Origin of the sequence: Haloglycomyces albus DSM 45210, assembly GCF_000527155.1 — a bacterium.
Taxonomy (GTDB): domain Bacteria; phylum Actinomycetota; class Actinomycetes; order Mycobacteriales; family Micromonosporaceae; genus Haloglycomyces; species Haloglycomyces albus.
On record NZ_AZUQ01000001.1, the window covers coordinates 2,050,796 to 2,071,600 of the forward strand.

At 59.4% G+C, this 20,805-nt stretch carries 18 protein-coding genes; 8 read left to right on the plus strand and 10 right to left on the minus strand.

Annotation, left to right across the window (positions count from 1 at the left end; all coding sequences use genetic code 11):
• Nucleotides 1-344: 344 nt before the first annotated feature.
• The 5 genes from HALAL_RS0109585 to tuf all read left to right on the plus strand — a co-directional run bounded on the left by HALAL_RS0109585 (nucleotide 345) and on the right by tuf (nucleotide 5,846).
• Nucleotides 345-719: a hypothetical protein gene (locus HALAL_RS0109585; protein WP_156937690.1), complete on the plus strand. Its 375-nt coding sequence runs from the start codon at nucleotides 345-347 to the stop codon at nucleotides 717-719.
• Nucleotides 720-1,505: 786 nt separating this feature from the next.
• Nucleotides 1,506-1,880 carry a 30S ribosomal protein S12 gene (gene rpsL / locus HALAL_RS0109590; RefSeq protein WP_025273800.1) on the plus strand — a complete coding sequence of 125 codons (375 nt, stop codon included), beginning with the start codon at nucleotides 1,506-1,508 and terminating at the stop codon, nucleotides 1,878-1,880.
• A 3-nt stretch (nucleotides 1,881-1,883) separates the two neighbouring features.
• Entirely contained in the window at nucleotides 1,884-2,354 is a 471-nt protein-coding gene (gene rpsG, locus HALAL_RS0109595; protein WP_025273801.1) for a 30S ribosomal protein S7, read from the plus strand.
• Between the two features lie 18 nt (nucleotides 2,355-2,372).
• Nucleotides 2,373-4,481, plus strand: a complete 2,109-nt coding sequence (fusA, locus tag HALAL_RS0109600) for an elongation factor G (RefSeq protein ID WP_025273802.1) — start codon at nucleotides 2,373-2,375, stop codon at nucleotides 4,479-4,481.
• Between the two features lie 171 nt (nucleotides 4,482-4,652).
• Nucleotides 4,653-5,846, plus strand: a complete 1,194-nt coding sequence (tuf, locus tag HALAL_RS0109605) for an elongation factor Tu (RefSeq protein WP_025273803.1) — start codon at nucleotides 4,653-4,655, stop codon at nucleotides 5,844-5,846.
• A gap of 176 nt (nucleotides 5,847-6,022) precedes the next feature.
• On the opposite strand, the gene HALAL_RS0109610 is transcribed toward tuf, so the two are convergent.
• The 6 genes from HALAL_RS0109610 to HALAL_RS0109635 form a co-directional block, all read right to left on the minus strand.
• Nucleotides 6,023-6,544 carry a GNAT family N-acetyltransferase gene (locus tag HALAL_RS0109610; protein ID WP_025273804.1) on the minus strand — a complete coding sequence of 174 codons (522 nt, stop codon included), beginning with the start codon at nucleotides 6,542-6,544 and terminating at the stop codon, nucleotides 6,023-6,025.
• Between the two features lie 118 nt (nucleotides 6,545-6,662).
• Complete coding sequence (locus HALAL_RS0109615; protein ID WP_025273805.1) at nucleotides 6,663-7,382, minus strand: SDR family NAD(P)-dependent oxidoreductase; 720 nt, start codon at nucleotides 7,380-7,382, stop codon at nucleotides 6,663-6,665.
• 71 nt (nucleotides 7,383-7,453) lie between these two features.
• Nucleotides 7,454-8,095 (minus strand): response regulator transcription factor, encoded by a 642-nt coding sequence (locus HALAL_RS0109620; RefSeq protein ID WP_025273806.1) that lies wholly within the window; start codon nucleotides 8,093-8,095, stop codon nucleotides 7,454-7,456.
• Complete coding sequence (locus HALAL_RS0109625; protein WP_025273807.1) at nucleotides 8,086-9,369, minus strand: sensor histidine kinase; 1,284 nt, start codon at nucleotides 9,367-9,369, stop codon at nucleotides 8,086-8,088. The genes HALAL_RS0109620 and HALAL_RS0109625 overlap by 10 nt, the downstream gene beginning before the upstream one ends.
• Nucleotides 9,370-9,459: 90 nt before the next feature.
• Nucleotides 9,460-10,899 carry an alkaline phosphatase PhoX gene (locus HALAL_RS0109630; protein WP_025273808.1) on the minus strand — a complete coding sequence of 480 codons (1,440 nt, stop codon included), beginning with the start codon at nucleotides 10,897-10,899 and terminating at the stop codon, nucleotides 9,460-9,462.
• A gap of 228 nt (nucleotides 10,900-11,127) precedes the next feature.
• The gene (locus HALAL_RS0109635) at nucleotides 11,128-11,751 is read right to left on the minus strand and encodes a GNAT family N-acetyltransferase (protein WP_025273809.1); all 624 of its coding nucleotides are present in this window, start codon (nucleotides 11,749-11,751) and stop codon (nucleotides 11,128-11,130) included.
• A gap of 310 nt (nucleotides 11,752-12,061) precedes the next feature.
• On the opposite strand from HALAL_RS0109635, the gene HALAL_RS17600 reads away from it, so the two are divergent.
• Nucleotides 12,062-12,724, plus strand: coding sequence for a TetR/AcrR family transcriptional regulator (locus HALAL_RS17600; RefSeq protein ID WP_051462874.1), 663 nt, complete (start codon nucleotides 12,062-12,064; stop codon nucleotides 12,722-12,724).
• Nucleotides 12,725-14,470: 1,746 nt separating this feature from the next.
• On the opposite strand, the gene HALAL_RS0109645 is transcribed toward HALAL_RS17600, so the two are convergent.
• The 3 genes from HALAL_RS0109645 to HALAL_RS18615 form a co-directional block, all read right to left on the minus strand.
• Nucleotides 14,471-16,396 (minus strand): tetratricopeptide repeat protein, encoded by a 1,926-nt coding sequence (locus HALAL_RS0109645; protein WP_156937691.1) that lies wholly within the window; start codon nucleotides 16,394-16,396, stop codon nucleotides 14,471-14,473.
• Between the two features lie 335 nt (nucleotides 16,397-16,731).
• Nucleotides 16,732-16,860: a hypothetical protein gene (locus HALAL_RS19190; protein ID WP_281171610.1), complete on the minus strand. Its 129-nt coding sequence runs from the start codon at nucleotides 16,858-16,860 to the stop codon at nucleotides 16,732-16,734.
• A 73-nt stretch (nucleotides 16,861-16,933) separates the two neighbouring features.
• Nucleotides 16,934-17,095 carry a hypothetical protein gene (locus HALAL_RS18615; protein ID WP_156937692.1) on the minus strand — a complete coding sequence of 54 codons (162 nt, stop codon included), beginning with the start codon at nucleotides 17,093-17,095 and terminating at the stop codon, nucleotides 16,934-16,936.
• Between the two features lie 140 nt (nucleotides 17,096-17,235).
• Here HALAL_RS18615 and HALAL_RS0109660 point away from each other — a divergent pair, with 140 nt between their 5' ends.
• Nucleotides 17,236-17,652, plus strand: a complete 417-nt coding sequence (locus HALAL_RS0109660; protein ID WP_029767688.1) for a secondary thiamine-phosphate synthase enzyme YjbQ — start codon at nucleotides 17,236-17,238, stop codon at nucleotides 17,650-17,652.
• Between the two features lie 531 nt (nucleotides 17,653-18,183).
• On the opposite strand, the gene HALAL_RS0109665 is transcribed toward HALAL_RS0109660, so the two are convergent.
• The gene (locus tag HALAL_RS0109665; RefSeq protein ID WP_025273813.1) at nucleotides 18,184-19,290 is read right to left on the minus strand and encodes a DNA glycosylase AlkZ-like family protein; all 1,107 of its coding nucleotides are present in this window, start codon (nucleotides 19,288-19,290) and stop codon (nucleotides 18,184-18,186) included.
• Between the two features lie 85 nt (nucleotides 19,291-19,375).
• On the opposite strand from HALAL_RS0109665, the gene HALAL_RS17605 reads away from it, so the two are divergent.
• Entirely contained in the window at nucleotides 19,376-20,773 is a 1,398-nt protein-coding gene (locus HALAL_RS17605; RefSeq protein WP_025273814.1) for a serine/threonine-protein kinase, read from the plus strand.
• The last annotated feature ends 32 nt before the right edge of the window (nucleotides 20,774-20,805 follow it).

Here is a 20,805-nt window from a genome sequence, read left to right on the forward strand (position 1 = left end):
AAGCCTGTCGGCCGCCGCGATTACCGCCTTGGGGAAGGCGGGTGGAGTACAAACCGGCTCCCTGAGATTCGGTTCGTGCAGAACGGATTCTCAATGGGCTATGGTGTCGGCTCATAGCCTTTGGCGTTTGTCCCAGTCCTTGGCGCAATGTCCTTTTTCGCCTTTGGAACGAATATCATTGTAAGGGTTTAGATCCGGTTCGTATAGTCCATGTCTAGATGTGCCCAACTGGAAATATTGCAGACAATTGAAGTGGTGGTGCGGTGCTGAGGCGTTACGCGGACGTTTAGCGGGGTTTTCGCACTGGACTGGCGATGCGGCAACGGGGATGGCAACATGGGGGTGTGTATGAATCACCCGTCTCCCAGGCTCCGTCGGTATCTCCGGGGCGACATCCGAACGACCCCGAACCGGTCCTGAACACCAAGATTCTCGCGGCGCAGTCGTTGTCGATGATCGCGGTCGTTCTGTCCCCGCTGGTCGGTGGTTTCTTTGCCGCCACGGTGGCATTGCAGCTGGTGAGGCAAGGAGAGAAGGACGTACGCGATTCAGACGGTTTCATGCTCGGAGGAGGCCGGGTCGCTCGGATTCGACGCCGCGCGAAGCTGGCATTGGGCGTCTCGACCATTGCCGCCGTATTCGCCGTGTGCGTCGTGGTATTGTGGTTGCTTCAATCACTTTTGAGCGAGGGGGCCTCGTTCGGCGGCGACACCGTTTAGCCGTCGTAGTCGATTCCGGGCAAGCGGCCGTATTTCGGAATTTCGAGGCCTGCGTTCCGCCCCGCCACGCTGGCGGAATACCGGCAATACAGTGGCCTCCCTCATGTCCTCCCCGCTTCGTGACCGCAAGTCAGATGAGGTAAGATAGTCCCGGTTTAGGCTGGAATTCTGCCTTGAATAATGAGCCCGCTGTGATAGGTCCTACGACCGAATCCGTGGGAATTTATTCCATTGCGATCGGTGGTTAAACTACCTAGACTCTTCCCTTGTGCTTGGACACCGCGTCTTGCGGCATGACGGCCCTGTCTACTCCGGCAGCTTGGTCTTCGTGAGTGCCAGGCCAGGTTGCGTGCCTGTCCCAATGACGTGTCACTGGGATGATGTCATCGGCACGCACGCCGCCCGCTGATGGATGCGATCGCATGATCGCCGATATCCATGCGGGGTTCGGCTCTTGGGCCGAACAATAGCCGTGGGGCTCCGAGGAATGCCACTGTCGTGTGGAAACAACCACACGCCTTGGGTGCCGTCGGTCCGGACTGAGGTCGCGACCGATGCGCCCGTGGAAATCGGACACGTCTGCCGAGAGTGAATACTTTGGGCTTTGACCGGAGAGACGTGACACGCCCGAGTGCGGGGGCGGGAACGTACAGCATAAATGCTGAATGCGATGACATCGAAGCCACTTCGGTGGTTGCCCAGGAACGTAACCATTCGCCGAGCATGCGATGACTTGAACGGGTCACAGTGTGCTTTGCGACCGTTGCAGTAGAGGAGATTGGCTTAATGCCAACAATTCAACAGCTGGTTCGGAAAGGCCGTCAGGCCAAGGCCGGCAAAAACAAGACGCCCGCGCTGAAGGGTAGTCCTCAGCGTCGCGGTGTATGCACTCGTGTGTACACGACCACGCCGAAGAAGCCGAACTCGGCCATGCGTAAGGTCGCTCGTGTCCGTCTCATGAGTGGCATCGAAGTTACCGCTTACATCCCAGGTGTCGGTCACAACCTCCAGGAGCACTCCATCGTGCTCGTCCGTGGTGGTCGTGTCCGTGACCTTCCCGGTGTTCGTTACAAGATCGTGCGCGGCGCACTTGACACCCAGGGTGTTCGTGACCGCAAGCAGGCCCGCAGCCGTTACGGAGCCAAGAAGGAGAAGAAGTAACCGATGCCACGTAAAGGCCCAGCGCCCCGTCGGCCCCTGACAGCCGACCCCGTACACAATTCAGTGCTCGTCACTCAACTTGTCAACAAAGTCTTGAAGGACGGTAAGCGTCGTCTCGCTGAGCGCATCGTCTACGACGCGCTTGAAGCTACGCGTTCCAAGACCGACGCCGAACCGGTATCGACCCTGAAGAAGGCCCTCGACAACGTCAAGCCGACCCTCGAGGTTCGGTCGCGCCGTGTCGGTGGTGCCACTTACCAGGTTCCGGTCGAGGTTCGTCCGCAGCGTGCGACGACCCTCGGACTCCGCTGGCTGGTCGGCTTCGCCCGTGACCGTCGCGAGAAGACCATGGTGGATCGGCTCACCAACGAGATCCTCGACGCTTCCAACGGCCTTGGCGCCGCTGTGAAGAAGCGCGAAGACACCCACAAGATGGCCGAGTCCAACAAAGCATTCGCCCACTACCGTTGGTAGTGAGACCAGGAGAGTTCCGTGGCTAAAAAAACCAATGCCGCCCTTGAAAAACTGCGTAATATCGGCATCATGGCACACATCGATGCCGGTAAGACCACTACTACAGAGCGCATTCTCTACTACACCGGTGTGAGCCACAAGATCGGTGAGGTTCACGACGGTGCCGCCACAATGGACTGGATGGCGCAGGAGCAGGAACGTGGTATCACGATTACCTCCGCTGCGACCAAATGTGAGTGGGACGGCCATGTCATTCAGATTATTGACACGCCCGGTCACGTCGACTTCACCGTCGAGGTGGAGCGCTCCCTGCGCGTTCTGGACTCCTCCATCGCCGTTTACGACGCGGTGGCCGGGGTCGAGCCGCAGACGGAGAACGTGTGGCGTCAAGCCGAGACGTACGGCGTCCCGCGGATGTGCTTCGTTAACAAGATGGACCGCACCGGTGCGGACTTCTACCGCAGCGTCGCCATGATGGAAGAGCGTCTGGCCGGTTCCAACCCCGTCCCGATTCAGCTGCCCATCGGCTCTGAGTCGGACTTCATCGGGGTTGTCGACCTGGTTGAGATGGACGCGAAGGTCTGGCGCGGCGAGACCGGTCTCGGGGAAGACTACGAGACCGAGGAGATTCCCGCGGAACTGGCCGACAAGGCCGCCGAGTACCGCGAGAAGCTGCTGGAAGCGCTGTCGGACCTGGATGACGACTTCGCCATGAAGTATCTCGAAGGCGAAGAGATCACCACCGCGGACATCAAGATGGCCATCCGCGTGGGAACCACCGGTAACAAGCTCAACCCGGTCATGTGTGGTACCGCGTTCAAGAACAAGGGTGTGCAGCCCTTGCTCGACGCGGTCATCGACTACTTGCCCTCCCCGCTGGACGTGCCCGCCATTGAGGGCACCAAGTTGGACGGCGAGACCACCATCGAGCGTCACCCGGACGTCAACGAGCCCTTCGCGGCCTTGGCGTTCAAGATTCAGACCGATAAGCACCTCGGTCGCCTCACTTACGCCCGGATCTACTCCGGTCGTATCGAAGTGGGTAATCAGGTGATGAACTCGACCAAGTCCAACCGCGAGCGCATCGGTAAGATTTACCAGATGCACGCGAACAAGCGTGAAGAGCGCGGTTACGCCGAAGCGGGCGACATCATCGCCATCCAGGGTCTGAAGAACACCACGACCGGTGACACTCTGAGCGACTCCAAGGATCAGGTGATTTTGGAATCGATGGTCTTCCCCGAACCGGTCATCGACGTGGCGATCGAGCCCAAGTCGAAGGCCGACCAGGAGAAGCTGGGTGCCGCTATTCAGCGTCTGGTGGAAGAAGACCCGACTCTGCGCATTCAGACCGACGAGGAGACCGGTCAGACCATCTTCTCCGGTATGGGTGAGCTGCAGTTGGACATCCAGGTCGACCGTCTCAAGCGTGAGTTCAACGTGGAAGCCAACATCGGTAAACCACAGGTCGCCTACCGTGAGACCATCACCAAGCGGGTGGAAAAGGTTGAATACCTGCACAAGAAGCAGTCCGGTGGTTCGGGTCAGTTCGCCCGCGTCATCGTCAACCTGGAGCCCAAGGAGATGAAGCCGAACGAGGACGCGGTCTTCGAGTTCGACGATCAGATCACCGGTGGACGCATTCCGCGCGAATTCATCCCGTCGGTCAAGGAAGGTGCCGAAGCGGCCCTACCCGACGGTGTGCTGGCCGGATATCCGCTCGTTGGCGTCAAGATGGAACTGGCCGACGGTCAGTACCACGATGTTGACTCGTCGGAAATGGCGTTTAAGATTGCCGGACGCATGGTGCTCAAGGAAGCCGCCAAGCGTGCCAAGCCGACGATCTTGGAACCGATGATGTACGTCGAGGTCATCACTCCGGAGGAATCCATGGGTGACGTCATCGGTGACATTAACTCCCGTCGCGGTCTCGTTCAGGAAATGGGCGAGCGGGGCAATGACCGTACGGTCAAGGCTCTGGTTCCGCTGTCGGAGATGTTCGGTTACGTCGGAGACCTTCGGTCGAAGACTGCCGGTCGTGCGAACTACTCCATGCAGTTCGACAGCTATGCCGAAGTCCCGGCGAACGTCGCTAAGGAAATTATCGCCAAGGCGACAGGCGAATAAGATTGCCCGGTGGCGGTCCAGCCATCGAGTAATCTGACAAGCGTTGGGCGGGCTTCCGCCATGGCCGACGCGACGTCTGAAGACCGTTGCGATTATAGGGTTCACAGCCCTTTAGCGACAGCAACGGGCAAAGTAAGTCAAACCAGATTTAACTAGTCCACAGGAGGACAAGTGGCTAAAGAAAAGTTCGAGCGGAGCAAGCCGCACATTAACATCGGTACCCTTGGTCACGTCGACCACGGTAAGACCACGTTGACCGCGGCCATCACCAAGGTTCTGCACGAGAAGCACCCGGACCTCAACCCGTACACCCCCTTCGACGAGATCGACGACGCTCCCGAAGAGAAGCAGCGTGGTATCACGATCTCGATCTCCCACGTGGAGTACGAGACCGAGAAGCGTCACTACGCTCACGTAGACTGCCCCGGTCACGCGGACTACATCAAGAACATGATCACCGGTGCCGCTCAGATGGACGGCGCCATCCTGGTTGTGTCCGCCGCTGACGGCCCCATGCCGCAGACCCGTGAGCACGTGCTTCTGGCTCGCCAGGTCGGTGTTCCCTACATCGTCGTCGCCCTGAACAAGGCCGACATGGTTGACGATGAAGAGATCCTCGAGCTGGTGGAGATGGAAGTCCGTGAGCTTCTGTCCGAGCAGGACTTCCCCGGCGATGACGCTCCCGTCATCAAGGTTTCGGCTCTCAACGCCCTGGAAGGCGACGAGAAGTGGTCCGACGCCGTTGCCGACCTGATGACCGCCGTCGACGACAACATTCCGGAGCCGGAGCGTCAGATCGACAAGCCGTTCCTGATGCCGATCGAAGACATCTTCACCATCACCGGTCGCGGAACCGTTGTCACCGGTCGTGTGGAGCGCGGTGTGCTGCTTCCGAACGAAGAGGTCGAGATCCTCGGTATCAAGGAAGACTCGATCAACACCAAGGTCACCGCGATCGAAATGTTCCGCAAGGTTCTGGACGACGCTCGCGCCGGTGAAAACGTCGGTCTTCTGCTGCGTGGTACCAAGCGCGAAGAAGTCGAGCGTGGCATGGTCGTGACCAAGCCCAACACCACGACTCCTCACACGGAGTTCGAGGGTGAGGTCTACATCCTGGCCAAGGACGAGGGCGGCCGTCACACGCCGTTCTTCAACAACTACCGTCCGCAGTTCTACTTCCGCACCACCGACGTGACCGGTGTTGTGACCCTGCCGGAAGGCACCGAAATGGTTATGCCCGGCGACAACACCTCCATGAAGGTGGAGCTGATCCAGCCGGTCGCGATGGAAGAGGGCCTCCTCTTCGCCATCCGTGAGGGTGGCCGCACCGTCGGTTCAGGTCGTGTGACCAAGGTTGTCAAGTAAGTAGCGACTGTGCAGTCGTAAGGTCGATCGCCGATTGAGTTCGGTGAACGACGAATCCGGTCGGAGCGATTAGGCTCCGGCCGGATTTTTTATGGGCGGATGAGGTGGTCTTGTTTCCGGATATCGGTGAGGGACGGGTTCGGCGGTGGGAGGCCGAGTCGCTCGGGTGGATCCGGTTATTCGTCCAGCGAGGTGGGCCGGTACGACGCGGGATCGAGTGTAAAGGTGAGTAGCCTGATATCGGGGAGCGGTGCCCAATCGCGATGCGGCGCGCGGTTGAATCCGATTTTGCGGTAGATGTGGTGAGCGGCGTGCATCGTGTCTTTGGAGCACAGTGCGATCGCGGTAGCTCCCAGTTCGTCGAAGGCCGTGGTGACGGCTCGTTCGGCAAGGCGCGTCCCCACGCCGCTTTTCCCGGCGGTGGGTGCGACGGCGAGGGCACGGATTTCGGCTTCACCGGGCAAGGCGACCTCGGCCTTCTTCGAGCCCGGGGGAACGACTGATATCCCACCCACTATCTCGGTGGAGTCGAGCGCTACGAGAACCGTGCCCGATTCGGCTCGCGCGCCGACGTCTCGAAGGTAGTCGGCGTATCCGCTGTTGGCGGTGAGGAAACCGGAGGCGAGATACGATGCGACCGTGATCTCGCCGAGTGTTTCCCACTCGGATGGTTCGATGGGGCGAATCGTCAGAGACATGAGGCCATCTTACGACGCGGAGCCGACGGTCGGCATCGTCATGGTGTCCCGTATGTGGGGTCACGAAGCCCCAGGTGCCGGCTTCGCATTTCGCGCCGGTACCTGGGACTACCACGGATTAATAGTGGATGTAGGCGCCGCCGTTCACCGCCAGTGTCTGGCCCGTGATGAAGGAGGCGCCGTCCGAGGCGAGGAAAACCGCCGCGGAGGCGATGTCGCTGGGACGTCCGCCCCGTTTCAGCAGCGTCTCATCGATCAGGGTGTCGTGATGCGGGGCGCGCCCGGCTTCAAAGAACTCCGTGTCCATAATGTAGCCGGGTGCGATGGTATTGGCGGTGATTCCCGCCGGGCCGCCTTTACGGGCCAGGCCACTGGTGTGCCCGATGAGGCCGGCTTTGGCCGCTCCATAGGTGCCTCCGCCGCGTTGTCCGGCGATCGAACTGATGTTGATGACGCGTCCTCCGGGGCGAGCGAGGTTGTCCCAGAGAGCGTCAACGACGTTGACCGCGGAGGTCAAATTGAGCTCGATCATGTCCCTGGTGGAGGCGATACGGTCCGCTCGCGTTTCTCCGCCACCGCCCACAAGACCACCGGCGTTGTTGATCAGCACATCGATCGTCCGGTCGTGGAGAGAAGTCGCGAGGGTATCGATTCCGTCCGTCCTCGTGAGGTCGGCGGCTATCGTGTTGACGTTGATGTTCGCCAGTTCCATGGAGACTTCACTCAATTTGTCGTCGCGGCGTCCCACGATCGTTACGGTATTGCCCTTCTGCGCGAAGGCGTGGGCGATGGCGCGGCCGATTCCGGTGCCGCCACCGGTAACTACGATATGAGTCATGTATGGGGCCCTTCTAGTTTTAGGGCCAGTCTAAACATGGAAATGTAATCGGCTCAAGCGGTTTGATGAGTTTAGCCATTGAGAAAGGCCAATACTGCCTTGACTCGCCGGTGCTGTTCATTGTCCGCTTCCTTGAGCTCCAGTTTGGTGAATATATTGCGGATGTGCTTTTCCACCGCCCCGCCGCTCACGACCAACTTGCGGGCGATGGCTTGATTGGAGAATCCTTCCGCCATCAGCCCCAGAACCTCGCGTTCGCGATGTGTCAGCTTTTCCAACGGTTTACCCTGCCTGGTCATAAGCTGTGCGATCACTTCCGGGTCGAAAACGGTGCCGCCTGTGGCAACGCGATTGAGCGCGTCCATGAAGTCGTCTACGTCGATGACCCGTTCCTTCAGAAGGTAGCCCACGGCTCCGATGGGGCTGGCGACGAGCTGCTCGGCGTAGGACGATTCGACGTATTGCGACAGGATCAAGACGGGACTGTCGGGAATCGACTCCCGCACTTCGAGCGCCGCACGCAATCCCTCGTCGACAAACGAGGGAGGCATTCGAACGTCGACGATTGAGACGTCAGGGCGGTGATGGACGATGGCGTTGACCAAATCGGTGGGCTCGGCGACCGCGGCTACCACTTCATGACCGAATTCCTCCAGGAGCTTGACGATCCCGGTTCGAATGAGAACGGCGTCGTCGGCTATGACTACTCGCATGGCACTTCGGCTACGATCACGGTCGGTCCTCCCTCGGGGGAATCAATGGAAATTTGCCCTTCTACCGACTTTACCCGCTCGGTCAGCCCCGCGAGGCCATGGCCCTTCCCGGTCGATGCTCCGCCGACGCCGTTGTCGGCGACGCAGACCGAGATGGCCGTTCTAGTGCTCCGCAGGGTGATGACGAGCTGTGAGGCATGTGAATGCTTGGCGGCGTTGGTCAATGCCTCGGCGGTGGCGAAGTAGATGGTGTTCTCCGACTGTTGTGGATAGCGACGATCCCACAGCGCCACATCCAATTCGACTGGAATCGGCGAGCGCGCCGCCAGTGCCTCGATGGCGGCCGTCAAGCCCTTGTCGGTCAAGATGGGCGGGGCGATGCCACGGGACAGCGAACGTAGTTCGTCGATGGTGGTCCGCGTCTGTCCGATGGCTTCGTCGAGTGCTTCGCGGGCGGCGTCCGGGTCGCGATCCATCTGTCGGCGCGCACGTGACAGTTCCATCCCCAGGCTGACCAGTTGCTGTTGTGGGCCGTCGTGGATATCGCGTTCGATGCGACGCAGCGCTTCGTTCTCCGCTGATTGAGCGGCGCTTCGGCTGGCGGAGAGGTCGTCGATGCGTTGGGTCAATTGGGAGGTCGCGGTGAGCAGGGCGCGGCTCAGCTCTCCTTGGGCCGCAGCGCACCCCCGCACGACGAAAGGGAGTGTTACCGCGAAGAAAAGGCCTCCGATGACGTAGAGCGTTGACTGTGCCAGGTATGAGGTGCCCCATCCCAGCCATTCGGTGGCGTATTCGATCCCGCTGGGGCCGGCGGTATTGATGATGATCCACCCCCAGAGTGGCCAGGTGAAGCCTGCGATGACGCCTGCCCACCACGTGACCGTTAGTACGAAGGTGACGATGGAGATGGGGAAGACCAAGAACATCCAGAGGATATTGAGCCAGGATTGTCCGTCGAAGATCGGTTGTACCAGGGTACGGATCTTTCCGGCTCCTCGTGGGGCCGTGGTGTAACTGACCGAGGGGATCTCGGAGTAGGTCACGCCCCGTACCAGAAATCGCTGTGCCGCGGAGAACCCACGACCCGCCACGAGTATGGCCGCGAGGATGGGAACCCCGATCCAAATGATGGCGGTGGAAATGCCGAGAACCACTCCAACGACCGCGACGACGAAACCGGCGATGGCGAGGGGAAAGGAGACCAGCAGGTAACGGGAATCGGTTGTCAGGCGATCGAAGAGACTGTGTCTCTTGGGAGCGTCGATGTCGTTCATACTTCCAATGTAAGCGTCGGACGCCGCTGAAACGATCCCGTTACCTGGCTTTTCCGGGGTGGGGTTAACCCCACCCCGCGCGTCACCCCTTTAGAGGAGTCCGTTTTCCCACGGCCCCCAGATGGCGACGGTTCGTCCACGAGTGGACGGCTGGGCGGGGTCGCCCGAGGTAGAACCCTGCAGATTGGCGAACAGGATCTCTCCATTGGGAGAGAAGGTGGCGCCGCACCATTCGTCGTTGCTGGGATCGAGACAGAAGGGGAAGACCCTTCCGTCGTGTGTGAGGCCTCGCAGCGCGGGGCGGCTGCGGCTGGTGTCCTCGCAGAGGATGAGCGCTCCGCTGGGAGTGACGGTGACATTGTCCGGGAACGAAAGGACGTCGCTGTCGGGGGACTCGAACACGAGCCGGAGCGTGCCTCCGCTCATACGCCCGTTGCCCTTGCCGGGGCGGTACTCCCAAATCTGTCCCTGGCCCTCGTCGCCGCCGTTGGTGGAGGCGATGTAGGCGGCACCGCCACCCCACCAGCAGCCTTCCAGACGTCCGAAGGTGGCGGCTCCTTGAGCGTGTCCTTGCTCGTAGACGGCTGAGGAATTCTCCTCGGCTTCGGCCGGGTCCGGGTCGTCGATGTCGACCCATTCCACTGCCAGCGGGCGAGCCGCGTGTTGTCCGGTGCGGGTGTCGTATTGCCATTCGTCGACGACCTTCAGCATCTGCAGTCGACCGCCCTCGGCGAGTTGGCCTGGTGTGTGGGGGAGGAATCGATAGAAACCGGCGGCACCACGATCCTCGGTTTCGTAGACGTAGCCGGATTCGGGGTCGATGGCGACCGCTTCGTGGACGAACCGCCCCATGTCGGTGAGTGCGATCGGGTCGACCTGATGATCGGAATGAGCGGGGACTTCAAAGACGTATCCGTGTTTACGGTCCCAGCCGTCACCGTATCCCGAGGTGGTTTCCTCACAGGACAGCCAGGATCCCCAGGGGGTGGGTCCTCCGGCGCAATTGACGATCGTCCCCGACAGGGACATCCAGGAATCGGTCACGGTTGGGGCGGATCCGTCCGTTTGAACGACGAGAGTGGAGGTGCCGCCGCTGCCTTTGGGGTCGTAACGGTATTCGAGGTCCCCGGAGGGAACGGCCTCCGGTTGGTCGGTGCGTTCCTCGTGGTTGCGAACCAGTCGAACCGTTCCGGGCTCGACTCCTTCGAAACATGCCATGGCGTCCGGGCCCAGTGGAGTCATATGGTTGTCGCCCAGGGCGGTTCCGCTCAGACTGAGCAGGGTGAAGTCGAAGCCCTCGGGGAGTTCCAGGGTCTGCTGGAATCCGGTCTCGGGGTCGGTTCTGGTGACGGGGCGCAGTGGGCCGTAACCTCCGTTGTCTTCTGCTTCTCGAGGTGGACGTCCCTGTGCGGCATCGGCGGCTCGAACGGTGAAGCCTTCCATCGCGGTGACGGCGAATACGCCCATACCTGCGGCGGCCGTGCCTTGCAGGAGGCGACGTCGACTTGTGGAGGCGGAATTGTTGCCCATTAACTACTCCTTGACATCGGCTAATCCCGGTGATTTCCCGAAATAGGTGAACAAATTTCAGTATTGAGTCTGGTATCGACGAGTAGGGGAGCGCAACCTTAAGTCGGAGTTACCTATTCATTAAGATTATGCGACCCCGCTGTGCGGATTGCCGTAATTGGACAGACGAGGGGATAAGCGGAGACTCTTGCCGGTCGTCTCTTCGTCCACCGTGGTCACGGTCGTTCGTTAAGCTTGGCCGACGTCGCGCCACATTGGAATCAATACCGGACCGGAATCGGGGAGGGGCAGGCGTTTCCCTGTGGCAGTGAAACCCATGCGCCCGTACAACCGTGCCGATTGCGTCGTACTGGCTTCGAGGTATTGCGGTAGGTTTCTCCCATCGGCCCATTCGGTCAAGCGACGGAGGAGCGTCCGGCCCGCCCCTTTGCCGCGATGTGCGGAATCGGTGACGATGGAATTCAAATACAGGTGCGGGAACCGTCGCGGATGCGAATCCGCTACCAGTCGTGTCGCGGCCGCGAAGCGGTGCAGGGGATGCAGCCCCGTTTCGCGAGCGGCGGACTCCGTCTCCACGGCCTCGGCCTCGAGCCGCTCAGTGTCATGGACGACGGTGCAGATCGCGACGGTCCATATTTCGTGGTCGTCGCCCGCAATCCAGATCTCGTCGCGCTCCAATGCGCCGTCGAGGTAAGTGGGAACCCGGTTCTCCATATGGCGATCGATAAAGTCAGTGTTATCGCCTCCGGCCCAAGCGAATACCGCCTCGTCTCGGCAGCCTGCTTGGAAGGCCTCCACCAGTTTGTCGCGGTCTTCGCTAAGCGCGGGTCGGGCGATGATCGATTGTGTCATTGTCTACCTTTAGGTTGAGTTGGATACAATGTTCGGTTCCTGGTCGTGGAAGAACCCGGCCTTAAATCGTCGTGGTTATAAAACCATGTGTCGTCGTAAAACCAAAGTATTTCATCACGAAAATCGAGTGTGACGGAAGAGATTAGTGTGCGAAGAATGTGGAGAGCCACTGGCGGAGGCGTACAAGGGCCGACCTCGGAAATACTGTTCGCGGAGCTGTCAGGCTAAAGCTTACCGGCGTCGCAAACAGAAGAAGGAAGCACAGAGGTCGGTATCGTCCCACTATCTCGGGAGCCTGAACACGGTCTCGATGACCAGAACGGCGATCGCCCGAGCGGATGCCACGGGACTTGACTCTCTCACCATGCGGCGATTGGCCACAGACCTTGGAGTGGCGACTTCGACGGTGTATCGCTACTTCGGTAACCGCGACGAACTGCTGGCGAACATGGTGGAGCTGGCCTTGTCCGATATCGCACCTCGTCGCCTGCCGACCGGAACGGTACGTGAACGGATGTCGGCCGAAGCGTGGCGAGAATGGCAACTGTACCAACGTCATCCGTGGATATTGCCCGTGCTGGCTCGTGTGCATCCGCCACTGAGCCCGGCATTGCTCGACATGGTGGAACGATACGCCGTTGCGATATCCGATCGTTCGGAATCAGGGGAGCACAGCGTCGTAAACGCGCATAGAATTCCGGGTCGTTCCCCTTTCATGGTGGTCTTCCTGGCCATATCGGGTCTCGCGCAAGGGCTGGCCATGGTACCGATGTCAGGATCCATATCTGATTCGGAAAAGGCAGCCGATCGGAAGGCCCTAGGCGAATGGTTGGAGTCCGGAGACTTTCCCTATCTGAAGGAATGTGTTTTGGCTGAATCGTGGGACGAAATAACCGATTTCGACGACGTTTTCGAACAGGCCCTCGGCATTATGTTGGACGGATTGGAATACAGGCGAAGGCAAGAGGAATGACACAGGCCTCGAAGGTCACGAACGATCTGCTTGTCAGGGCCGTACAATTTTCTCTGACACACTTGGGAAATGCGACCGGGAGTTCTGGAGACGATTAAAATTGGGGATAAAGCGTCCAGCGTCCAGCGTCCAGCGTCCAGCGTCCAGCGTCCAGCGTCCAGCGTCCAGCGTCCAGCGTCCAGCGTCCAGCGTCAACTTACACTCCCGAGTGAACGTCAGATTGTCCTCGCCGGGCGAACCCAACAAGCGCTTGCTCGACTCCACTTTGATCTAGCGCCGCTGTTTGCCGCCGATCCCCGCATCGATTATCGCTACGCGATCGTTCCAGGATCGGATCATGCCCTTCCCGCCAAGCGGTTCATCCTGAAATACGATCTACCGGAAGTGGATTGGGAAGACGTCACTAAATCCAATACCGATCTTGTCATTACCGCTAGCCCGCGTGGATTCATATTCGATCGTGGTATCCCGACAGTGGTCATTCCACATGGAGCCGGGCACAACCGATTGCTACCGGACACCAGCGGGGTTGCGGGCCTCTGTCGTGAACATCTGGTATCGGATTCGGGAGCGAAACCGAGTTTTATCGCCCTACCGGGAGCTGTGGCGTATCGGCAGCTGAGGCAGGAATGCCCGGAAGCTCTGGACCGAGCTGACATTACCGGTGACGTTTGTTGGGAACGGTTTCACATCAGCGAAGACCGACGTCAACACTATCGGCGCGCGCTCGGCGTCTCCGACACCCAGAAACTGATCGTCCTAGCCTCCACCTGGGGGAGAGATTCCCTTGTCGGCCGGGACCATTCCGCGATACCAAAGTTGCACGAGTGGCTGTCCGACCCGGAAACCGTCGTCGCATTCGTGCCACACCCGAACATCGACAGCGGTAATCCACCGTCAACGGATCATCGCTATGCCTCCCATGTGCGTAACGGCCTCATCATGGTTCCACCCGAAGAAGGCTGGCGCTCGCTCATCGTAGCCGCTGATTACATTGTCGGCGACCATGGTTCGGTAACCGTATACGCTGCCGCTTTGGGGAGGCCGGTTGCCATTGGGGAATTCGGCTTCTCGGAGATGCCCGCTGAGGGTGCCTTGGCACGATTGGGCAGGGAGCTCCCTCGACTGCAGTGGAGTGAGCGGCCGTCAGTGGAACGGCTCACTAGCCAATGCGAAAGGGTCGATGCGAGCGTGATCGGCGATATTTTCGACCTATCACGGGACTCACCGGCTCAATTGATTGTCGAACGCTGTTACGAGCTGCTGGAATTGTCTCCCACGCAGGCGTCGTACCCGATCGCGTTTCCCGAACCCGGTTTTCGGATCGATTACAGGCCGACTTCCTCCTGGCAGGTTCACTATTCGAGCGATGGTGCCGATGTCCACCCGCTCTGTTCCTTGGGTTCACGCGATTCGCCGGATTTCATCGTTACCTCGACGCAGACGCTGGATTATAGAATCAAGGGTATAGCCGAGGTCGTCACGAGTCTGGAACGGCCCGTTGAGGACGTGGCACACGCGTGGGAAGAGAACGCCCGGATTCTCGACGAATCCCAAGTCCACGGTATGGCGGTTACCGCGTTCGGGGTCGACCGCTACGCCGTCACCTTTAAATCCGGCTATCGCGGAATCCTACGTGTCAAAGGAAATCCGATTCGGGCGCTTGCCGATCTGTTTTATTACCGAACACTCGGGAGTACCGTCGACGGCTTGGATTTTGAACCCATGCCATACAAACCGGGTGTTTTACGCACGGATATCCTGCTCCAATGCCGCTATCCGGTGTTTGACGTCGTTGGCCCGGGGAGAGTGGCCGCTTTCCCAAACGGCGAGTGCGGATTTCAGACACCGCAGTTGAAAATCCTTATCGCGTGAATAAGCGGCCAGTCGTTCCCAACCTTCGGCTTTATCCTTCTTAGACGAGAGTTTCGTCAATGCGTTGTGCGCGCGTAGAAGTGACGGCCGATTCGCACTTTCCTCAGCTTGGAGCAGAGCGAGTTTGGCGGCGACCTTTGGTTCGATATTCTGTTCGCCGATGGAACGGAACAGGTTTATCGAACGCTCGTAGTGGCCTTTCGCGTCCTGATGCCGCCCCATTCGTTCCAGGATTTCGCCCTTTTGCTTGGTATATAGAGCTTTGGAACGAATGCGACGCTGTTCGTCGGCAAATTTCGGGCACAGTTCGAGAGCCTGGTCGGTACGTTCTTCGGCCTCGAGGAGGTCTCCGCGAGCGGCAAGCGTGCGGGCCTGTTGTTCGAAGACGCTGGCTTGAAACATGTGACGCGGATAGGGCTTGTCGCCGATCATGTCGCACAGCAGCTCAGCTTCTCGCAAGTGCTGTAGCGATTCGTCGAAACCGCCGATCTCACTGAGGCTTTTGCCAAGCCACAACCGTGCTTGCAGTTCCACCGCAGGGTCGTCGAAGGCTATGGTTTCGGCAGCGACGAGGGCGTCGGAATAACAATCGACCGCTTCTTCCGGGAACGGCTGATTGTTGTAGAACGCCCAGAGCGCTTCCGCCAGGCTAACGGCGCGGGTCCACCACTGATTGTGCAGCGCAATGGTCACCATCGTTTTCAGCGCGGTATGGCGTTCGAAGAACCATTTTTCGGCCTCCCACTTGCCCGAATGGCCGTGTAGTCCTTCCAGCGGGGCCTGCGGCATGATCCGACGGCGGTTGCCCATGATGATCCTGTCGGCTTCCTGTGCAAGGGCGAGAACCTTGTCGAAGTACGACTCGAATGACAGTCGGAATTGCGTTCGGTCGGCGAGGGAAGTGCTGTGAGGTTCAGCGGCCGACGACCGGTGCAACCGGAAATAACCATGATTGTCCGGGATAACCAAATCCAGCCGAATAAGCTCATCCAGAGGAGACGGGTCCTGCGGTTGAGGCCCGATCAGGATTTCGGCCGTCGTCTCGTCGAAGAGCCGTTGTGGCAATAGGTGCAGGAATCTATAGAGCCACAGTGCCGCGTCGCTCAAGGAAGCTTGTAGTACACCATTGCTCGACCCCAAGGTCACGATGTTCTTCAGCTCTTCTTGGCTTTCACCGGCAAGATCGGGATCGTTCGAGATGAGTCGCGCGATCTGTAGCAGTTCGTGGGGTCCGAAGAGCTCATCGTCGTTAATGGTGGGGCGCAAACGGTGGTCCAGCCCGACCTGATCGAAGAGTTCGGCACGTTGCTCAGCGTCGAACGGCGGCAATTCCAACTCGAGGAACTCCATGTCGTTTGCGGAATCCGGACTGACAAGTACGAAACCACAGACATCTCGTGAGGGTCGGAAAAGACGTGCGGAATCGGTATTTCGATCGCTACGCACCATGATCAGCCTGACGTCCTCGCTGGCGGCGTCATTGAACTGCCGACCCAAGTTCTTGACTGTAGACGTCAGGAGATCGGTGGGCACTCCGAGGCGGATCAGGCTCTCACGCAGGACGGTAACAAGGTCGGATCCACGAAGGTCCACGAACAACTGACCACCTGGATAGTGGTCGTTGACTTCCTGGGCGATGACCCGAACTACGCTGGATGCTCCCCGGTTTTCGGCGGAGCGCAACCATACGGGTCGGGGACGTAGTTTTCTGAGTTCGGCACTAAGCCTATCGGCCGTCGGGCCTCTGTTCACCCAGATGTGAGGGGGACGAATTCCGTCTGCTGGTTGTGTAACCATATACATCACTATAATGGTTGCGGTATAACGTGTTGACCTCCTCCCCATTCGTAATGTGGGGGTCGGTGCACCGCGTAATTCCGATCAACCATGGAACGTGTCACGCCCGCAACCAACGAAGGACTCCTATGATCGAACCAATCTCCGCCGCGATCGCATCGGCGGCTGCCGGTTATACCACGGACCTCGCTGCGTCTTGGACGAAAACGGCCTTGACGAAAATAACCGATATAACCACGGGTCGACTGAAACGCAAAGACGCAGACGTCGATCTGCTGTTGGCGGCCAAGAGCGATCCCGAGGAGCTGGAGGCTCTCGCGCAACGCATCCAGAGCCTACTGGCGGACGACGCGGATTATCGTGCTGACATGGAGGGTTACACCGGGCAGCGCATTCAGATCGACCAGTCCGTCAATCACTTCCACGGAACCGTCAATCAAATGCAGATCAGCGGTGACAACCACGCCCCAATGTTCGGTGGGCAGCCCAACGACGTTGCCAAGGAATTATGCGGAAAGCCTGGGCCTTGTGTCTATATTAGTCGGCGAAGATCTCCGCGACCGGAACGGGCGGCTGATCGTCTCTGGGCTCGGATTTCTCCATTTCCCAACCCAGCAGGCTCAATACCATCATCGGTACCGCGACCGCGCTCAGTACGATGGCGGTCAAGAAACGCCGTGAGTAACGTTCGGACGACATGGTTCCAGCCTAGAATCGACCCACGTTCTCACGAACCGTGGTTCCTCGAAATTGTGACGTGGGATGGGAAGCACGTGGTGGTCGGTACGGTTCTGCGGCGGTGCTCCACGTTCGCCCTGTTCTCTTCGTACGATGAATGTATGAGTTTGTTCCAAAGCAATGAGATTTCGCTGCAAACCGGCCACCGCCAATGCGTTCTTGACATCACGGACAAATGTCGACGTTTTCTCGTGGATTTTGACGCTTACAGCGGTCTCCTCAACATCTTCGTGCCTCACGCGACCGCTGGGGTCGCCATTCTGGAGACCGGAGCCGGGTCGGACGACGACCTGTTGGCAAGTCTTGAGGATCTGCTACCGCGCGATGATCGCTGGCAGCACCGCCACGGATCCTATGGGCACGGGCGTGACCACGTGCTCCCCGCCTATATCGCGCCTCATGCCACGATCCCGGTTATCGACGGTCGCATGGCCCTGGGGACTTGGCAGTCGGTGACACTTGTAGACACCAACGTTGACAATCCTGACCGGCGAGTTCGATTGTCGTATTTGGGGTAACTGCCGATTTTCCGAGGGAAAACGGGACGATAACACGGACGTCAGTCACGTATTGTGACGGCCCGCGACCTATTGAGATAGTGTACGGCTGCAATTCTGGACCGACTGGCCGATTGCGGCAATATTCGGAACCGGCATCCCCTGCGCCGAGTGTGTTCGACCCGAAGTGCATGGGCACCGGCGCGGTGGTGGGATATCGGATGCAGAGCCTGTTCCGCAACAATCGATTTAACAAGTGCCTCGACTCAAACCGTTATGCGCTCGCGGCCGCGAGCGTGCGACGTTGTCTTACCGTGAACAAACGCCCCGGAGTAACGAACGCAGGCGTCCAAGGTAGTAGCTCCCCTCCTCCACACTGCCTGGGACGACCTCGAATCGGAAACGGTTATCGAAGATCTATACCGGTTCCTGGCCAAGCTTCTGCAATGTGCAGAGTGGGCCCGGGCCGAAACGAAGGCCTGGGCCACCGATCCGGAACGGGTCTCCCGTTTACTTCGAGATGTCGTGGACGAAGACACCTCTCAACGATCGTTATGGTTTCGCCACACCGCATTCCCATGTAGGAGTCGTGGTGGTCCAGGAAGCTACTTCATTGACCGCGTCGTACAAGGGTGAACGATCCCGCTCGGACCATTCGGCGGCCTCCACGACCAATTCGTTGCGACGACGTCGCAGCGCCACGCGACCCGGGATGCGCGAACCAACCACTACCGGCATACACCAGTACCCGAACGTTCGTTTCGCCTTTGGAACGTAGATTTCGATCTTCCAGTCGTGCCCCCACAAGCGCCTCAATCGCGCTCGGTGCCAGACCAGGGGATCGAACATCGACACCGGCACCGTGTTCTCCTCCGGTGTGGGAACGTCGTCAACGGACGTATCCTTCCACGCCGGAACGTCCCAGCCTTCCACCTCAACCCGAGGTACCTCCATGCGTTCCAGCGACTCGCGCACTGCGGCGCTGCGGAGTCGAAAGTAATCGGCGATATCGTCCAAGGTGCCCACGCCGAGGTTTCGCAGCGCGATCGCGACAAGTGCGTCAACACAGTCGGAATCATCGGCATCCCATCGATACTCGGTCGGAATGACCTCGTCGGCAGCCTGATACACCCGCTGAAAGCCTTGCCGCCACGTGCACGTGACCTCCCCCGACTGCACCATCCAATCCAAGGCGCGTTTATGGTCACTACGTGGATTCCAACCGGTGACCCCGGCCGGTTTAGGTAGGGTGGCACCGTCCGGCAGGTGCTTTGACGTGATGGAACCGTGGCCCTGCAACAGTTCTCGAATGCGGTCGACCGCGTTGTCGTCGATGCCGAGAGAACGGATATCCTCTTGTGCCGCCGAACGTCGTCTCCGGGCCAAATACGGCCACAGTTGGAGATCGATCAAAGAGAGCGCGTGACCCCAGTGCTCAAAGGCGACCGGCTTTTCACGCCGTTTCAAGGCGTCATCCACCTCATCGGCCTTCACGCCCCGAGACAAGAGTGTCAACTCGTGGGCTCGACGAACCGCCGAAATGGTATCGATTTGAATGCATCCGAGACGCCGAATCACGTCCTGATACGACTGGGGGCCGCCAGATAGCTGACGATCGACCGCCACCGCACGGGCCTGGGCAAGAGAAAACGAATCCACTGATAGCTCCTTATAAACGTCGCTCCGCCACGAAGCTACCTCCCAGGTGTGACACCGCCACATTCCAGCGCACTAAACTTGAACCGTGACTGTTCCCCACAACGACGATTCCTTCTGGGGCGGCCGATACCGCGTCAAAGGAGACATCGGGTCCGGCGGTATGGGACGCGTATTCTTGGCCGACGACACGGTACTGGACCGCGAGGTAGCCATCAAGACCATACGCCCCAGTCGGCTGGAAGGCGATGGAGCCACCACCGTGATCCGGAGGTTCGAACGCGAAGCACGTTTGGCCGCTCGCCTCCGCCATCCCAACCTCCCGGAAATATACGATGCCTCAGAGCGAAACGCCGATTCCCTTTATTTGGTGATGGAGTTCGTCAAAGGAGTCGACCTACAGGCGCCCATCGATGAAAAGACACCTCTGAACTCCCGTGAAGTAGCGGCCATCGGAATGCAAACTGCCAGCGCTCTCGACGCTATTCACCACGGCCACATCGTCCACCGCGACCTTAAACCCGCAAACTTGCGCCTCAACGAAATGGGCGTGGTGAAACTCGTCGACTTCGGGATCGCGGCCGATCGTGATTCGCGAGCCACTCGACTGACGCATACCGGAAACGAACCGGGTACTCCGGACTATCAGGCCCCCGAATTTCTCACCGGCGGTCAGGCCACCCCGGCAACCGACCTGTACGCCCTGGGAGTCGTTCTGTACGAACTGCTACGCGGCGCCAAAATCTTCGGCGACGGTCGGCTCACCGTTTATGAAACTCAACGGGCCCATGCCGAAGAAATCCCGGAGCCTTTGTCTCACCCCGAACTGAACGTACTCATCGTGGAAGAACTTCTGGCCAAAGACCCGAGCAACCGCCCCGCAACGGCCGGTGACGTGTATCGGAGGCTTGGTGAGATCTTTCCATCGACGCCTTTGTCGACCTGCACTCTAGATGTCGATCCCAGCATTCCGTTGGTCATGCCTTTGACTCCGCCCACCGCAGTTAAGGACGTCAATAGTTCGTCGGGGCGGCAAGCTCCGGTGCAGGCGCGACCGTCCAATACCCTGGAGGAAGACCTGCAGCGGCTGTTTCGTGAAGCCGAGGGCTATTTTCGCACTGAGGACTGGAAGCAGGCCGTGCAAAGTTACCGCGTCTTGGCCCGTCGCCTAGCGCAGTCCGACCCGCATGCGGAATTGCGCGCCCAGATTCGAATCGCGGAGGCATTGGCTCAGCTCGGACACCGAGAACAGGCGCTTCAAGGTATCGATACTCTGCTGCGACGGGCAAGCAAGTCAGAGGTCATCGGCCCGGAGGGGTATTTCGAGGTACGACTCGTACGTTGTGACCTTCTGTACCCGACGATAGGGGACACTGCTGCACGCGCCGATATGCAGGCACTGTATGAAGAAGCGCTGCCCGTGTTGGGGTCACAGCACGATGTCGTTCGCGGTGTGCGACAGCGGATGAACAGATCGGATTGGTAATGGCACATTCATACCCGTTACCTTCCAACCGT

Coding starts and splice junctions, on each gene's coding strand:
- rpsL (WP_025273800.1), top strand. CDS start 1,506: ATGCCAACAATTCAACAGCTGGTTCGGAAAGGCCGTCAGGCCAAGGCC.
- rpsG (WP_025273801.1), top strand. CDS start 1,884: ATGCCACGTAAAGGCCCAGCGCCCCGTCGGCCCCTGACAGCCGACCCC.
- HALAL_RS0109610 (WP_025273804.1), bottom strand. CDS start 6,544: ATGTCTCTGACGATTCGCCCCATCGAACCATCCGAGTGGGAAACACTC.
- HALAL_RS0109615 (WP_025273805.1), bottom strand. CDS start 7,382: ATGACTCATATCGTAGTTACCGGTGGCGGCACCGGAATCGGCCGCGCC.
- HALAL_RS0109620 (WP_025273806.1), bottom strand. CDS start 8,095: ATGCGAGTAGTCATAGCCGACGACGCCGTTCTCATTCGAACCGGGATC.
- HALAL_RS0109625 (WP_025273807.1), bottom strand. CDS start 9,369: ATGAACGACATCGACGCTCCCAAGAGACACAGTCTCTTCGATCGCCTG.
- HALAL_RS0109630 (WP_025273808.1), bottom strand. CDS start 10,899: ATGGGCAACAATTCCGCCTCCACAAGTCGACGTCGCCTCCTGCAAGGC.
- HALAL_RS0109635 (WP_025273809.1), bottom strand. CDS start 11,751: ATGACACAATCGATCATCGCCCGACCCGCGCTTAGCGAAGACCGCGAC.
- HALAL_RS17600 (WP_051462874.1), top strand. CDS start 12,062: ATGACCAGAACGGCGATCGCCCGAGCGGATGCCACGGGACTTGACTCT.
- HALAL_RS0109645 (WP_156937691.1), bottom strand. CDS start 16,396: ATGGTTACACAACCAGCAGACGGAATTCGTCCCCCTCACATCTGGGTG.
- HALAL_RS18615 (WP_156937692.1), bottom strand. CDS start 17,095: ATGTCGTCCGAACGTTACTCACGGCGTTTCTTGACCGCCATCGTACTG.
- HALAL_RS0109660 (WP_029767688.1), top strand. CDS start 17,236: ATGAGTTTGTTCCAAAGCAATGAGATTTCGCTGCAAACCGGCCACCGC.